The organism is Micromonospora chalcea (assembly GCF_002926165.1).
Classification (GTDB): domain Bacteria; phylum Actinomycetota; class Actinomycetes; order Mycobacteriales; family Micromonosporaceae; genus Micromonospora; species Micromonospora chalcea.
In genome coordinates, this window is the sequence record NZ_MAGP01000148.1 from 21,468 (window position 1) to 38,044 (window position 16,577).

General features: G+C 74.3%; 5 protein-coding genes. 4 read left to right on the plus strand and 1 reads right to left on the minus strand.

Going from position 1 to position 16,577, the window contains the following annotated elements:
• The first annotated feature begins 65 nt into the window (after positions 1 to 65).
• Both mhpA and BAW75_RS25465 read left to right on the plus strand, forming a co-directional pair.
• A complete protein-coding gene (gene mhpA / locus BAW75_RS25460) occupies positions 66 to 1,628 on the plus strand; it encodes a bifunctional 3-(3-hydroxy-phenyl)propionate/3-hydroxycinnamic acid hydroxylase MhpA (protein WP_104115148.1) in 1,563 nt (520 codons plus the stop codon).
• A gap of 29 nt (positions 1,629 to 1,657) precedes the next feature.
• Complete coding sequence (locus BAW75_RS25465) at positions 1,658 to 2,545, plus strand: class I SAM-dependent methyltransferase (protein ID WP_104115149.1); 888 nt, start codon at positions 1,658 to 1,660, stop codon at positions 2,543 to 2,545.
• Positions 2,546 to 2,615: 70 nt separating this feature from the next.
• Here BAW75_RS25465 and BAW75_RS25470 read toward each other — a convergent pair whose 3' ends face one another.
• Positions 2,616 to 3,377: a thioesterase II family protein gene (locus BAW75_RS25470; RefSeq protein ID WP_043329886.1), complete on the minus strand. Its 762-nt coding sequence runs from the start codon at positions 3,375 to 3,377 to the stop codon at positions 2,616 to 2,618.
• A 285-nt stretch (positions 3,378 to 3,662) separates the two neighbouring features.
• Between BAW75_RS25470 and BAW75_RS25475 the strand changes: the two genes are divergently transcribed.
• Positions 3,663 to 9,230 (plus strand): type I polyketide synthase, encoded by a 5,568-nt coding sequence (locus BAW75_RS25475; RefSeq protein WP_104115150.1) that lies wholly within the window; start codon positions 3,663 to 3,665, stop codon positions 9,228 to 9,230.
• A 32-nt stretch (positions 9,231 to 9,262) separates the two neighbouring features.
• A partial coding sequence (locus BAW75_RS25480; protein WP_420915047.1) for an SDR family NAD(P)-dependent oxidoreductase occupies positions 9,263 to 16,577 on the plus strand: 7,315 nt, incomplete at its 3' end.

Here is a 16,577-nt window from a genome sequence, read left to right on the forward strand (position 1 = left end):
GTCCGGCAGCCCCGCCCGCCGCAAGCCGACCCCGTGTCCGACCGACCCCTGAGGAACCGATACCGATGCTGACGACCGACGTCCTGATCGTGGGCTACGGCCCCGTCGGTGAGATGCTCACGATCCTGCTGGCGCAGCGAGGGCTCACCGTCACGGCGGTCGAGCGGTGGGCCACTCCGTACAACTTCCCCCGCGCCGTGTCGTACGACGGGGAGGCGAGCCGTATCCTGGCCGCCGCCGGCGTCGCCGACCGCCTCGGGCCGGTGGTGGAGTCGTCCGGCGAGTACACCTTCAAGAACGGCTTCGGCCGGACCCTGCTGCACGTCAAGGTCACCGGCGACGGCCCGATGGGCTGGCCCGACTCGGTCTCGTTCTACCAGCCGGGACTGGAGGCGCTGCTCGCCGAGCGGGGCGCGGAGCTGCCGGGTGTCACGGTGCTGCGCCCGTACCAGGTGACGGGCCTGGTCGAGCACGACGACCGGGTCGAGGTGACCATCGCCGGCCCGGACGGCGAGGAGGTCCGCGCGGCCCGCTGGGTCATCGGCTGCGACGGGGCCAACAGCTTCGTGCGGGAGCACCTGGGCAGCGGCGTCACCGACCTCGGCTTCACGTACGACTGGCTGGTCTGCGACGTGGTCCCGCACGAGGCCCGCGAGTTCAAGCCGAACAACCTGCAGGTCTGCGACCCGGCGCGGCCCCGCACGGCCGTGTCGGCCGGCCCTGGGCACCGGCGGTGGGAGTTCATGCGGGTGCCGGGGGAGAGCCGCGAGGAGTTCGAGAGCGCCGCCAGCGTGTGGCGGCTGCTCGGCCTCTTCGACATCACCCCCGACAACGCCACCCTGGAGCGGTACGGCGTCTACACCACCCAGGCATGCTCGGCCGGGCGCTGGCGTTCCGGGCGGATCCTGCTCGCCGGCGACGCGGCGCACGTGATGCCGCCGTTCATGGGGCAGGGGATGAGTTCGGGCTTCCGCGACGCCCTCAACCTCGCCTGGAAGCTCGACCTGGTGCACCGCGGCCTCGCCGACGAGGCCCTGCTGGACACCTACCAGGAGGAGCGCTGCGCGCACGTGCAGCACGCCATCCGGATGTCCATGGACTCGGGCACGGTGATCTGCGAGACCGACCGCGCCGCCGCGGCCGGCCGTGACGCCGCGATGCTCGCCGAGCTGCGCCGGCGTACCGCCCGCCCGCGCACCCGGTCCCTGCTGGAGCCCCTGTCCGGCGGGATCCTGCACAGCGGCTGCGAGGCCGCCGGCGCCCCGATGCCGCAGGGCCGCGTCGAGGTCGACGGCCGCGCCGGGCTCTTCGACGAGGTCGTCGGCACCGGCTTCGTCCTGCTCTGCGCCGAGGACCCCGACGACCTGCTCGACGCCGACGCCCGGGCCTTCCTGGACGCGCTCGGCACGCGGGTCGTCCGGATCGTTCCCGCCGGCGCGCCCGTACCCGGATCCGGCGCCGCGCCGACCGCCTTCGACCTCGACGACGTGTACCTGCCCCACCTCAAGCGGTACGACGCGGCGGCGGTGCTCGTCCGGCCCGACTTCTACGTCTTCGGCACCGCCGCCGACCCGGCCGTCGTGCCCGCGCTCGTCGAGGATCTGCGCCGGCAGATCCGGCGCGGCTGATCGGCATCCACCCACCGGAAGGAACCGACATGTTCGAGAACCTGAAGATCGCCGGCCGGGCGATCCGCACGGTCTTCACCGCCGACCCCATCACCCGGGTCCGGCGCTTCTACGAGATCCAGTCACCCGACGTGGAGTTCGCGGCCCGCCGTACCCACTACATGAACGTGGGCTACTGGTCCGACGGGGTCACCGACATCGACACGGCCGCCGACGCGCTGGCCGACAAGCTGGCCGACGCCGCCGGGCTCAAGCCCGACGACACCGTGCTCGACGTCGGCTTCGGCTACGGGGACCAGGACTTCAAGTGGCTGCGGGAGCGCCAGATCGCCAAGGTGTACGGCCTGAACATCACCCCGCACCACGTCGAGGCGGCACAGCGCCGGGCGCAGGAGGAGGGGCTCGCCGACCGGACCGACTTCCGGCTCGGCAGCGCCACCGAACTGCCCTTCGAGGACAACACCTTCGACCGGGTCGTCGCCCTGGAGTCCGCCTTCCACTTCTACCCACGCAGCGCGTTCTTCGCCGAGGCGCTGCGGGTGCTGCGCCCGGGCGGCGTGCTCGCCACGGCCGACATCATCCCGGTCAGCGGCGACGTCGTCCGCGCCGCCATCCAGTCCGGCCCGCTGAGTTTCGTCAAGTTCAGCATCCCGAAGGAGAACTGGCACGACCGGGACACGTACCGGCAGCAGTTGGTCGAGGCCGGCTTCGCCAACCCGGAGGTCCGCTCGATCAAGGAGCAGACCTGGGAGGGCTGGCGGGCGTACATGGCCGAGCGGACCAACGACCCCGCGTTCCGGGCCGTCGTCAAGCCGGCCGTCCGCAAGAGCATGGCAGCCCACTGGAAGAACCAGGACCTCATGAAGCGTGAGCTGGCGCAGATGGACTACGTGATCGCGGTCGGCCACAAGCGGTGACACCGCGCACGGACGAGGGGCCCGCCGACCGGTCGTGACGACCGGCGGACGGGCCCCTCGTCCGGTGGGATCAGACCGCCGGCGCCGCGCTCAGTGCCGTCGAGATGGCCCGCAGGATCGCCGGCTGGTGCTCGGCGAGGAAGAAGTGCCCGCCCGGGTAGACCTTCAGGTCGAACGCCGCCGTGGTGTGGTCCGACCACGCCCGGGCCTCCTCGACAGTCGTCTTCGGGTCGTCGTCACCGGTGAGGACGGTGATCGGGCAGCTCAGCGGCGGCCCCGGCCGGTAGGTGTACCGCTCGGCGGCCCGGTAGTCGTTGCGGATCGCCGGCAACGCGGCGCGCAGCATCTCCGGATCCCCGAGGACGGCGGAGTTGGTGCCGCTCAGCTTCCGGACGTCGGCCAGCAGCCCCTCGTCGTCGAGCAGGTGCACCGTCTCGTGCCGTGACTTCGACGGCGCCCGGCGCCCGGAGGCGAACAGGTGCGCGACGCTGCCGCCGTCCTGCTCGATGAGCCGGGCGAGTTCGAAGCCGAGGCTGGCCCCCATGCTGTGCCCGAAGATGGCCAGCGGCTCGTCCCGCCAGGGCCGCAGCACGGTGAACACCTCGCGCGCGAGGTCGTGGATGTCGCCGATGCACTTCTCGTGGCGCCGGTCCTGCCGTCCCGGGTACTGGATCGACAGCACCTCCACGGCGGGGGAGAGAGCGCGGGACACCGGGAAGTAGAAGCTTGCCGACCCGCCGGCGTGGGGCAGGCACACCAACCGCCTCGCGCCGCCCGGAGCGGGGTGGAAGCGTCGCACCCACAAGCCGTTGTCGGTATCTGGCGTCGTCATCCTCTGGTGGTCCTTCCGGCGGCTGCGGTTGCCGACCGGATCGGCGCGGACCCGGTCGAGGCGACGCTAGTGCGACGGGTCGGGACCGGACACCCCTAGCTGGTCGGTTGCCTGGTTAGGGGTTGTCCGCGCTCGCGCGCAACCAATAACTTCTCCCGGCAGATGGGGATCTGCGTGGCTCTCGGCCGAGCGAGCCGAACGACAGATACAGGTGTCGCCTGAGACTTCTGCGCATTCGTACCGTCGCTTACGTCGAGTCTCCGCCGTGAATCGCGATGGGCTGGGTTGATGGACACCGAAGAGAAGCTCCGGGAGTACCTGAAGAGAGTCACCGCCGACCTGCGGCGGACCCGGCAACGGCTCCGGGACGTCGAGGCCGACGCGCAGCAGCCCATCGCGATCGTCGGCATCGGCTGCCGGTTCCCCGGCGGGGTGCGCACCGCCGAGGAACTGTGGGATCTCGTCGCGTCCGGCGGTGACGCGATCGCCTCCTTCCCCACCGACCGCGGCTGGGATCTCGACGCGCTCTACGACCCGGAGCGGTCCCGGCCGGGCACCTCCTCGGTCCGGGAGGGCGGATTCGTGGCCGACGCCGCCGAGTTCGACCCTCGGCTGTTCGGGGTCTCGCCGCGCGAGGCCCTCGCCATGGACCCGCAGCAGCGGCTGCTGCTGCAGACCTCGTGGGAGGCCGTCGAGACGGCGGGGATCGACCCCACAAGCCTGAAGGGCGCCCGGGTCGGGGTCTTCGCCGGCATGACCCACAGCGGGTACGCCCACCCGCCGGAGACCCCGCCGGCGGGCGTGGAGGACTACCTCGGTCTCGGTAACGCGGGCAGCATCGCCTCGGGCCGGGTGGCGTACTCGTTCGGGTTCGAGGGGCCGGCGGTGACTGTGGACACGGCGTGTTCGTCGTCGCTTGTGGCGTTGCATCTGGCGGTGCAGGCGCTGCGGTCGGGGGAGTGCGATCTCGCGCTGGCCGGTGGCGTGACGGTGATGCCCACTCCCGCGGTGTTCGTCGACTTCACCCGGCAGGGCAACCTGTCCCCGGTGGCCCGGTGCCGGGCGTTCGCCGACGCGGCGGACGGCACGGCGCTCGCCGAGGGCGTCGGTGTGCTGCTGGTGCAGCGCTTGTCGGATGCGCGGCGTGACGGGCGCCGGGTGCTGGCGGTGGTGCGGGGTTCGGCGGTGAACCAGGATGGTGCGTCGAATGGTTTGACGGCGCCGAACGGTCCGTCGCAGCAGCGGGTCATCCGGCAGGCGCTCGCCAACGCCCGGCTGGGCGTCGCCGACGTGGACGTGGTGGAGGCGCACGGTACGGGTACGACGTTGGGTGATCCGATCGAGGCGCAGGCGTTGCTGGCGACGTACGGGCAGGGCCGGGATGTGCCGTTGTTGCTCGGCTCGGTGAAGTCGAACATCGGTCACACGCAGGCCGCCGCGGGGGTGGCGGGCATCATCAAGATGATCTCGGCGATGCGGCACGGGACCGTGCCGGTGACGCTGCACGTGGATGTGCCGTCGTCGCATGTGGACTGGTCGTCGGGTGCGGTGGAGTTGGTGACCGAGACCCGTGAGTGGCCGGGCGTCGAGCGTCCTCGGCGGGCGGGTGTGTCGTCGTTCGGCATCTCGGGGACCAATGCGCACGTGGTCCTGGAACAGCCGGAGGCCGAAGCCGATCCCGAGCCCGTCGCGGTGCCGGTGGGTGTGCCGGTGCCGTGGGTGGTGTCGGGGCGTTCGGAGCGTGCTCTGGTGGGGCAGGCGTCGAGGTTGGCGTCGTTCGTGCCTGGGTCTGGCGTGTCGTCGTGGGACGTGTCGTGGTCGTTGGTGAGGTCGCGGGCGGCGTTGGAGCACCGCGCGGTGGTGTGGGGCTCGGACGTGGACGAGCTGGTGGCCGGGCTGTCGGCTGTTGCCGAGGGCCGGTCGGTGGTGTCGGGTGTGGTGTCGGCGGGTCGTCGGGCGGTGTTGTTCACGGGTCAGGGTTCGCAGCGTGTGGGTATGGGCCGGGAGCTGTACGAGACGTTCCCGGTGTTCGCGCAGGCCTTCGACGGGGTGTGTGCGGGGTTTGATGGTTTGTTGCCGCGGGCGTTGCGGGAGGTCGTGTTCGCCGAGCCGGGCACCGCCGATGGGGCTCTGGTGGATCAGACCGTGTTCGCGCAGGCGGGGTTGTTCGCGGTTGAGGTGGCGTTGTGGGAGTTGCTCGCGTCGTGGGGTGTGCGGGCTGATTTCCTGGCGGGTCATTCGATTGGTGAGGTGACGGCGGCGTACGTGTCGGGGATGTTGTCCCTGAGGGACGCGTGCACGTTGGTGGCGGCGCGGGGTCGGTTGATGCAGGCTCTGCCGTCGGGTGGGGTGATGGCGGCGGTCGGTGCGTCGGAGGAGGCTGTCGCCGAGCTGCTCGGCGCGTCGGGCGCGGCCGTGGACATTGCGGCGGTCAACGGCCCCGCGTCGGTGGTCGTCTCGGGCGCGGCCGATGAGGTGGCTTCGGTGGTGGGGGCCTGCTGTGAGCGGGGTTGGCGGGTCAAGGAACTGGCGGTGAGTCACGCGTTCCATTCGCGGTTGATGGATCCGATGCTGGAGGAGTTCCGGTCGGTGGTGGCGGGGCTGGACTGGCAGCCGCCGCGGGTGCCGATCGTGTCGAACGTGACCGGCGCGGTCGCGGACGCGGCGGAGCTGACCGACCCGGGCTACTGGGTGCGGCACGTACGCCAGCCGGTACGGTTCGCCGACGCGGTGCGCACCCTCCACCAGCAGGACGTCACCCAGTTCCTGGAGGTCGGCCCCGACGCCGTACTCACCGCCATGGCGCAGGACTGCGTCGAGGCGGCCGGCGAGGTCCGGTTCACCGCCACGATGCGCGCCGGGCACTCCGAGGCCGACACGCTGCGCACCGCCCTCGCCGAGTGGTACGTCACCGGCGGCCACGTCGACTGGACCGGATACCTCGCCGCCCTCGACGGGGCCGGCCCCGAGCGGGCAGCCGAGGCACGCCCCCGCGCTATCGCCCTGCCCACGTACGCCTTCGACCAGCAGCGCTACTGGCTCAACGCCAGCGCGGGGGTCGAGACGGCGCCCGGGCTCGGTGTCCGCCCCGTCGACCACGCGCTGCTCGGCGCCGCCGTACGCGTCGCCGACGACGACGTACGGGTCTTCGGCACCGAACTCTCCGTACTGACACACCCGTGGCTCGCCGAACACGTCGTCTGGGACTCGGTGGTGGTGCCCGGCGCCGCCCTGGTCGAGATGGTCCTGCACGCGGGCGCGCAGGTCGGCTGCGACACCCTCGACGAGCTGACCCTCCAGGCCCCGCTGGCGCTCGCCGAGGACGGCACCCGGGCGGTGCAGGTGAAACTGGGCGCGGCGGACGAGGACGGTCGCCGGACGGTCACCATCCACTCCCGCGCCGCCGCCGACCCGGACGGCGAGTGGGACCGCCACGCGGCGGGCGTCCTCGCCCCCGCCGTACCGCAGCCCGACCGGTCCGATCCGGCGCCGTGGCCGCCCAGCGCCGCCACCGCCGTCGCGGTCGACGGGATCTACACCGAGCTGTCCCGTCTGGGCGTCGAATACGGCCCCCTCTTCCGTGGCCTGCGCGCCGTCTGGCGCACCGGCGACGAGGTGTGCGCCGAGGTGGCGGTGCCCGACGGCACCGAGGTCGCCGGCTTCAGCCTGCATCCCGCCCTGCTGGACGCTGCGCTGCACGTCGTCGGCCTGCTCGACTCCGACGCGGAGGATGCCTCCGGCGTACGCCTGCCCTTCGCCTGGACCGGCGTCACCCTCTCGGCGGTCGGCGCGACCGCGCTGCGGGTACGCGCCCGGCGCAGCGGCGGCGGCGTGGCCCTGACCCTGACCGACCCGGCCGGCGCCCCCGTCGCCCGGATCGACTCCCTGGTCTCCCGCCCCGTCACCGCCGACCAGGTGCGCGGCGGTGACTCCGCAGCCGACCCGCTGTACGCCGTCAACTGGCAGAGCGTGCGGCCGGGTACCCCGGCGACCGTCCGGGTGGTGCTCCTCGGCGACGCGCCGTCCGACCTGTCCGAGATCGCCAGGTACAGGCTCGCCGAGCTGGCGGAGGCGGTCGACTCCGGCCGGATCCACCCGGAACTGGTGCTGCTCGCCGCGTACACCGACGACGAGGACGCCCCGGTTCCCGCCGCGACGCGGAGCCGGCTCACGGCGGTGCTGGCCGCCGTCCAGGGCTGGCTCGCCGACGACCGGCTGGCACAGCGGCGGCTGGTCGTGCTGACCCGCGGGGCCGTCGCCGCCGGCGACACCTGTCGTACGGGCGACCTGCCCGGCGCGGCGGTCTGGGGCCTGCTGCGCTCGGCCCAGGCGGAGCACCCCGACCGCTTCGTGCTCGTGGACCTCGACGAGGCGCGGCAGCCGGAGTCCTGCACCGTGGACCTGGTGGCCCGTGCGGTCGCCACCGGCGAACCCCAACTGGCGGTCCGGGACGAGCAGGTGCTGGCGCCCCGGCTCGCGCCGGCCGTCCTCGACCCGGCGCCGGCCGCCGCCCTCGACCCCGACGGGACGGTCCTGGTCACCGGGGCCACCGGCGCCCTCGGCGGTCTGCTGGCCCGGCACCTGGTCAGTACGCACAAGGTGCGCCACCTGCTGCTGGTCAGCCGCCGCGGAACCGACGCCCCCGGCGCGGCGGAGCTGCTCGCCGAGCTGACCGCGCTGGGTGCGCAGGCCCGCCTGGTCGCCGCCGACGTGGCGGACCGGGACCGCCTGGCCGCGGTGCTGGCCGACGTTCCCGCCGAGCACCCGCTCACCGGCGTGGTGCACGCCGCCGGCGTCCTCGACGACACGGTGATCTCGGCGCTGACCCCCGGCCGGCTGTCAGCCGTTCTCTCCGCCAAGGCCGACGCCGCCTGGCACCTGCACGAGCTGACCCGATCGCGGCCGCTGGCGATGTTCGTCCTCTTCTCGTCCGTCGCCGGTGTCCTCGGCAGCCCCGGGCAGGGCAACTACGCCGCCGCGAACGCGTTCCTCGACGGCCTCGCCGGGCACCGGCACGCCTGCGGCCTCGCCGCCACGTCCCTTGCCTGGGGTCTCTGGGCCGCGGACAGCGGGATGACGGGCGCACTCGACGCCGCACAGCGGCAGCGGATGAGCCGCAACGGCCTCAGCCCGCTCGGCACCGGCCAGGCGTTGCGCCTCTTCGACGCCGGCCTGCACGGTGGACGCCCCCACCTGGTGCCGGCGCTGCTCGACCTCGCCGCGCTGCGCCGCCAGGCCGACGCCGGCCAGCTCCCGGCGCCGCTGCGCGGCCTGGTCCGGGCCCGGCGGCGCGTCGTCGACGGCGGCGGCGACGGCGGCCCGTCCTTCGCGCAGCGCCTCGCCGGCACGCCCGAGGCCGAACGCGGCCGGCTGGTGGAGGACCTGGTCAAGGCGCAGGTCGTCGAGGTGCTCGGCTACCCGCCGGCCACCGTCGTGCCGTCCGGGCAGACGTTCACCGGTCTCGGCTTCGACTCGCTGACAGCCGTGGAGCTGCGCAACCGGCTGACCGCCCTCACCGGCATCCGGCTGCCGGCGAGCCTCATCTTCGACTGCCCCACGCCCGCCGCCCTCGCCGACTTCCTGCTGGTCGACGCCGCCCCGCCGAAGCCCGAACCGGGCCTGCTCGCCGAGCTGGACCGGCTGGACGCCGCGTTCGCCGCGACCGCGCCGGAGGAGCTGGAGCGGCTGGCCGCCGACGACGAGACGCGTACCGCCGTGGCGGTCCGCCTCCGGGCGCTGGTCACCCGGTGGAGCGACACCACCGACCGGCCCGACGACGTCGGCCAGGCCCTCGACGACGCCTCGGACGACGAGCTGTTCGACTTCATCGACCAGAAGTTCGGCCGATCCTGACCACGAGTCCGCCGCTTGCCCCTTAGCGACAGGTGATCAACCCGATGGCGAACGAAGCCAAGCTCCGCGAGTACCTCAAGCGCGTCACCGCTGACCTGCACGAGACCAGCGAGCGCCTGCGGGCCGTCGACGAGCAGAATCACGAGCCGATCGCGATCGTGGCGATGGGCTGCCGCTACCCGGGCGGGGTGCGGACTCCGGAGGCGCTGTGGCGGCTGGTCGAGTCCGGCGTCGACGCCGTCACACCCTTCCCGGCGGACCGGGGCTGGGACGTGGAGAGCCTCTACGACCCCGACCCCGAGGCGCACGGCAAGTCGTACACCCGCGAGGGCGGCTTCCTGCACGACGCCGGCGAGTTCGACGGCGGCTTCTTCGGCATCTCGCCCCGCGAGGCGCTGGCCATGGACCCGCAGCAGCGCCTCCTGCTGGAGGTCGCCTGGGAGACGGTCGAGCGGGCCGGCATCGCCGCGGACTCGCTCAAGGGCAGCCGCACCGGCGTCTTCACCGGCGTCATGTACCACGACTACGTCTCCCGGCTCAACGGCGTGCCGCAGGAGGTCGAGGCGTTCGTCGGCACGGGCAACCACGGCAGCGTCGTCTCCGGCCGGATCGCGTACACGTTCGGCTTCGAGGGCCCGGCCGTCACCGTCGACACCGCCTGCTCGTCCTCACTGGTGGCGCTGCACCTCGCCGTCCAGGCCCTGCGTTCCGGCGAGTGCACCCTCGCGCTGGCCGGCGGCGTCACCGTCATGTCCAGCCCTGACACGTTCGTCGGCTTCAGCCGCCAGCGTGGCCTGTCCCCGGACGGGCGGTGCAAGTCCTTCGCGGCCACCGCCGACGGCACCGGCTGGAGCGAGGGCGCCGGGCTGCTGCTGCTGGAGCGGCTCTCCGACGCGCAGCGCAACGGCCACCGGGTGCTCGCCGTGGTGCGCGGCAGCGCGGTCAACTCCGACGGCGCCTCTAACGGCCTCACCGCGCCGCACGGCCCGTCGCAGCAACGCGTGATCCGCCAGGCCCTCGCCAACGCCCGGCTCGCCCCGGCCGACGTGGACGCCGTCGAGGCCCACGGCACCGGCACCCGCCTCGGTGACCCCATCGAGGCGCAGGCCCTGCTCGCCACGTACGGCCGGGACCGGGCCGACGACCAGCCCCTGTGGCTCGGGTCGATCAAGTCGAACCTCGGGCACACCCAGGCCGCGGCCGGCGTCGCCGGCGTCATCAAGATGGTCATGGCGATGCGTCACGGCGTCCTGCCGCGCACCCTGCACGTCGACGAGCCGTCCCCGCACGTCGACTGGTCGGCCGGCGCGGTGAGCCTGCTCCGCGAGCCGCGCCCGTGGCCGCGCGCGACGAGGCCCATGCGCGCGGGCGTCTCCTCGTTCGGTGTCAGCGGCACCAACGCCCACGTCATCGTCGAGGCCGCCCCGCCCGCGCCGCAGCCGGCCACCGGCGCCGTCACCGGCCCCGACCCGCTGCCGTGGGTCGTCTCCGCGCGCAGCGCCGCAGCGCTCGGCGCCCAGGCCGACCGGCTGCGCTCCTGGCTCGCCGAGCACCCCGACGCCGCGCCGGCCGCCGTGGGCCGGGCCCTGGCCACCGGCCGGTCCGTCCTGGAACACCGGGCGGTGCTGCTCGGCGCCGACCGGGACGAACTGCTCGCCGGGCTCGGCGCGCTGGCCGACGGGGTTCCGGCCGCGTCCGTGCGGCGCGGGGTCGCCAGTCCCACCCGCGTCGCCGTGCTCTGCACCGGCCAGGGCGCCCAGCGCGTCGGCATGGGCCAGAGGTTGTACGCCGCCTTCCCGGCCTTCGCCGACGCCTTCGACGCCGCCTGCGCGGAGCTGGACAGGCACCTCGACCGGCCGCTGCGCGGCGTGCTCGACGGCCCCGCCGACGTGCTCGACCGCACGGGGTACGCCCAGGCGGCGCTCTTCGCCGTCGAGGTCGCCGCCTACCGGCTCGTCGAGTCCTGGGGTGTCGTGCCGGACTTCGTGGCCGGGCACTCGGTCGGCGAGGTGGCCGCCGCGCACATCGCCGGCGTGCTGTCGCTGCCCGACGCCGCCCGCCTGGTGGCCGCCCGGGGCACCCTGATGCAGGCGCTGCCCACCGGTGGCGCCATGGTGTCGATCCGCGCCACCGAGGCGGAGGTCCGCGCGCACCTGGCCACCGTCGGCGGGACGCCCGGCGCCGGGCTGGCCGCCGTCAACGGCCCGGAGTCCGTCGTCGTCTCCGGCGACGAGGACGCCGTGCTGGCGGTCGCCGCACACTTCGCAGCCCTCGGCCGCAGCACCAGGCGGCTGCGGGTCAGCCACGCGTTCCACTCCGCCCGCATGGACCCGATGCTCGACGCGTTCGGCGACGTGCTCGGGCAACTGACCTTCGCCGCGCCCCGCATCCCCGTGGTCTCCACCGTGACCGGAGCGGTGCTCGACCCCGACGAGGTGTGCTCCCCGGCGTACTGGCTGCGCAACGTCCGCGACACGGTCCGCTTCGACGCCGCCGTGACCACGCTGCGTGAGCTGGGTGTCGGCGCGTACGTCGAGGTGGGCCCGGGCGGAGTGCTCTGCGCGCTCACCCAGGAGATCGTCGGCGCGGACCAGGCGGTCTGCGCCCCCGTGCTGCGCGCCGAGCACGACGAGGCGACCACCGCCCTGGCCGCCGCGGCCACCGTGTGGGCCAGGGGCGTGCCGGTGAACTGGGCGGCCCTGTTCGCCGGCCCGCCCGTGCCGGTCGACCTGCCCACGTACGCGTTCCAGCGCGAACGCTACTGGCTGCTGCCCCTGCCGCAGCCCGCCGACGTGACCGCCGCCGGGCTGACCCCGACCGGCCACCCGCTGCTCGGCGCGGTGTTCCGCTCGGCCGACGGCGACGAGGTGACGCTCACCGGCAGGTTGTCCGTGGAGACCCAGCCCTGGCTGGCCGAGCACGCCCTGCGCGACGTCGTGCTCCTGCCCGGCACCGGGTTCGTGGAACTGGCGATGCGGGCCGGCGCGGAGGCCGGCGCCGAACGGCTCGCCGAGCTGACCCTCCAGGCGCCGCTGGTGCTGCCCGAGACCGGCGGCGTCGACGTGCAGGTCGCCGCCGAACGCACCGGCGGCGGAGCGTGGCAGCTCACCGTCCACGCCCGCCGCGCCGGCACCGACGACATCTGGGTACGGCACGCCACCGGCCTGCTCACCGAGGAGCCGGATGAGGACACCGGCGTGCTGGCGCAGTGGCCGCCGAGCGACGCCACCTCCCTGGACGTGTCGGAGCTGGCCGGGCGGGCGGCACGGGCCGGGTTCGCGTACGGCCCGGCCTTCTCCGGGCTGCGTGCCGCCTGGCGCGTCGGCGCGGACGTGTACGCCGAGGTGGCGCTGCCCGAGCCGGCGGCCGGCGACGCCGGTGGGTACGGGCTGCACCCGGCGTTGCTCGATGCCGCCGTGCAGGCGGTCGGGCTGGGCATCGTCGACCCCGGCGAGGCCCGGATGCCGTTCGCCTGGTCCGACGTGACGCTGTCCGCCCACGGCGCCGACACGCTGCGGGTGCGGTTGACCCCCACCGGTCCGGACACGGTGTCCATGCTGGTCGCCGACGCCACCGGGGCGCCGGTCGCCCGGGTCGGCTCCCTGGTGCTGCGGCCCCTGCCGGCGGGGGAGCTCACCGCCGGCGGGTCCGCGTGGCGGCGCTCGCTGTTCCGCCTCGACTGGCTCCGGCACCCCGTCGCCGGGGGCGCTGCCGACGGCACGACCTGGGCGGTGCTCGGCGAACGTCCCGCCCCGCTGCCGTCCGGCCCGCCCGCCGCCCGGTACGCCGACCTCGACGCGCTCCGCGACGCCGGGGTACCCGACGCCGTGCTGTACCCGGTGGCCGGCGCGACCGGCCCCGGCGCCGTCCACGACCTGCTCGCCGAGGTCCTCGCCGTGCTCCAGGGCTGGCTCGCCGCCGAACCGCACACCGGCGACTCCCGGCTGGTGGTCCTCACCGGCGGCGCCGTCGCCGTGGACGACGACGCGGAGGTCACCGACCTGGCCGGCGCCGCCGTGTGGGGCCTGCTCCGCTCCGCCCAGGCCGAGCACCCCGGCCGCTTCCTCGTCGTCGACGTCGACGACGAGGAGAACTGCGCGGCCGCCCTCGCCGGCCTGCTGTCGGCCGACGAGCCGCAGGCGGCGGTACGCGACGGGGCGCTCCGCGTGCCCCGGCTCGTCGCCGCCCCGGAACCCGACGCGCCGGCGCCGGCGCTGGACCCGGAGGGCACGGTGCTGGTCACCGGCGGCACCGGTGCCCTCGGCGCGCTGACCGCCCGCCACCTGGTCACCCGGTACGGGGCCCGGCACCTGCTGCTCACCAGCCGGCGCGGCGCCGACGCCGACGGCGCAGCCGACCTGGTCGCCGCCCTCGCCGACCTGGGGGCCACCGCGACTGTCGAGGCGTGCGACGCCGCCGACCGGGCCGCCCTCGCCGCGCTGCTGGACCGGATCGACCCGGCGCACCCGCTGACCGGCGTGGTGCACACCGCCGGCGTACTGGCCGACCGCACCCTGACCTCGCTCACCCCCGAGACGCTCGGCGACGTGCTGCGGCCGAAGGTGGACGCCGCCGCGAACCTGCACGAGCTGACCGCCGCCGGCCGCCTCGCGCTCTTCGTCACGTACTCCTCGGCGGCGGGCGTGACGGGCAGCCCCGGCCAGGCCAACTACGCGGCGGCCAACGCCTTCCTGGACGCGCTCGCCCACCGGCGACGGGCCGCGGGCCTGCCGGCGCACTCGCTGGCCTGGGGCCCGTGGGCGGAGTCGGGCGGCGGCATGACCGCCGGCCTCGACCGCGCCGACACCGACCGGCTGGCCCGGGCCGGCGTACGCCCGCTTCCCGCGGCGGACGGCCTCGCGCTCCTCGACGCCGCCCTGCTCACCGGCCTGCCCGCGACGGTGCCGATGGCGCTGGACGGGCCGGCGCTGCGCGCCCAGGCCGAGGCGGGCACCCTGCCGCCGGTCCTGCGCGGCCTGGTCCGGGCGCCTCGGCGCCGCGCCGCGCGGTCCGGCCCGGCGGAGACCGCCGCGCTGACCGGGCGGCTCGCCGGCCTCGACCGCGAGGAGCGCGCCGCGGCCCTGCTGCGGCTCGTCCTCGATCAGGTCGCGACGGTCCTGGGGTACGCCGACGCCGCTGCCGTCGAGGCCGGGCGTCCGTTCACCGAGCTCGGTTTCGACTCGCTCACCGCCGTCGAACTGCGCAACCGGCTGGGCGCGGTCACCGGCCTGCGCCTGCCCGCGACGCTGGTCTTCGACCACCCGACCCCGCTCGCCCTCGCCGACCACCTGGACGCCGAGACCGCAACGGACGCCGGCACCCGGGCGGCTCCGGTAGCCGCCGTCGCGGCGCTCGACGAGCCGATCGCGATCGTCGGCATGAGCTGCCGCTACCCCGGCGGCGTACGCAGCCCCGAGCAACTGTGGGACCTCCTCGTCTCCGGTGGCGACGGCATCACCGGCTTCCCCGCCGACCGCGGCTGGGACGTCGACGACCTGTACGACCCGTCCGGGGCGCGCCGGGGCAGCAGCTACGCCCGCGAGGGCGGCTTCCTGGCCGACGCCGCCGACTTCGACGCCGACCTGTTCAAGATCTCGCCGCACGAGGCCCTCGCCATGGACCCGCAGCAGCGGCTGCTGCTGGAGACCTCGTGGGAGGCCATCGAGGACGCCCGGATCGACCCGCTTGCGCTGCGTGGCCGCCCCGTCGGCGTGTTCGCCGGCATGATGTACCACAACCACGCCGCGGGGCTGGCCGACGTCCCCGAGACCCTCGACGGCTACCTCGGCGTCGGCACGGCCAGCAGCGTGTTGTCGGGTCGGGTGGCGTACTCGTTCGGGTTCGAGGGTCCGGCGGTGACTGTGGACACGGCGTGTTCGTCGTCGCTGGTGGCGTTGCACCTGGCGGTGCAGGCGCTGCGGTCGGGGGAGTGCGACCTGGCGCTGGCCGGCGGCGTCACGGTGATGGCGACGCCCGAGACGTTCATCGACTTCTCCCGGCAGCGGGGCATGGCCCCCGACGGCCGCTGCAAGTCGTTCTCCGACGCGGCGGACGGCACGGGCTGGTCCGAGGGCGTCGGGGTGCTGCTGGTGCAGCGGCTGTCGGACGCGCGGCGTGACGGGCGCCGGGTCCTCGCGGTCGTGCGGGGCACGGCCGTCAACCAGGACGGCGCGTCGAACGGGTTGACGGCGCCGAACGGCCCGTCGCAGCAGCGGGTGATCCGGCAGGCCCTCGCGAACGCCCGGCTGGGCGTCGCCGACGTCGATGTCGTGGAGGCGCACGGCACGGGCACGACGCTGGGCGACCCCATCGAGGCCCAGGCGCTGCTCGCCACGTACGGGCAGGACCGCGACGACCGGGACGCGCTGCTGCTGGGGTCGGTGAAGTCGAACATCGGTCACACGCAGGCGGCTGCGGGGGTGGCGGGTGTCATCAAAATGATCTTGGCGATGCGGTACGGGGTGGTGCCGGCGTCGTTGCACGTGGATGTGCCCTCGTCGCATGTGGACTGGTCGTCGGGTGCGGTGGAGTTGGTGACCGAGTCCCGTGAGTGGCCGGGCGTGGAGCGTCCCCGGCGGGCGGGTGTGTCGTCGTTCGGCATCTCGGGGACGAACGCGCACGTGATCATCGAGCAGGCGGAGCCGGAGCACGCCGCGGGGCCTGCCGCGCCGGTCGGGTTGCCGGTGCCGTGGGTGGTGTCGGGGCGTTCGGAGCGCGGTCTGGTGGGTCAGGCGGCGCGGTTGGCGTCGTTCGTGCGGGAACGGTCCGGCCTTGCGGTGGCGGACGTGTCGTGGTCGTTGGCGACGACTCGGGCTGCGTTGGAGCATCGGGCGGTGGTGTGGGGTTCGTCGGTGGACGAGCTGGTGGCCGGGGTGTCGGCTGTTGCCGAGGGCCGGTCGGTGGTGTCGGGTGTGGTGTCGGCGGGTCGTCGGGCGGTGTTGTTCACGGGTCAGGGTTCGCAGCGTGTGGGCATGGGCCGGGAGCTGTACGAGACGTTCCCGGTGTTCGCGTCGGCGTTCGACGAGGTGTGCGCCCGTTTTGATGGTTTGTTGCCGCGTGCGTTGCGGGAGGTCGTGTTCGCCGAGGCGGGTACTTCCGATGCCGGCTTGGTGGATCAGACGGTGTTCGCGCAGGCGGGGTTGTTCGCGGTCGAGGTGGCGTTGTGGGAGTTGCTCGCGTCGTGGGGTGTGCGGGCTGATTTCCTGGCGGGTCATTCGATCGGTGAGGTGACGGCGGCGTACGTGTCGGGGATGTTGTCCCTGAGGGACGCGTGCACGTTGGTGGCGGCGCGGGGTCGGTTGATGCAGGCTCTGCCGTCGGGTGGGGTGATGGCGGCGGTCGGTGCGT

Coding starts and splice junctions, on each gene's coding strand:
- BAW75_RS25465 (WP_104115149.1), top strand. CDS start 1,658: ATGTTCGAGAACCTGAAGATCGCCGGCCGGGCGATCCGCACGGTCTTC.
- mhpA (WP_104115148.1), top strand. CDS start 66: ATGCTGACGACCGACGTCCTGATCGTGGGCTACGGCCCCGTCGGTGAG.
- BAW75_RS25470 (WP_043329886.1), bottom strand. CDS start 3,377: ATGACGACGCCAGATACCGACAACGGCTTGTGGGTGCGACGCTTCCAC.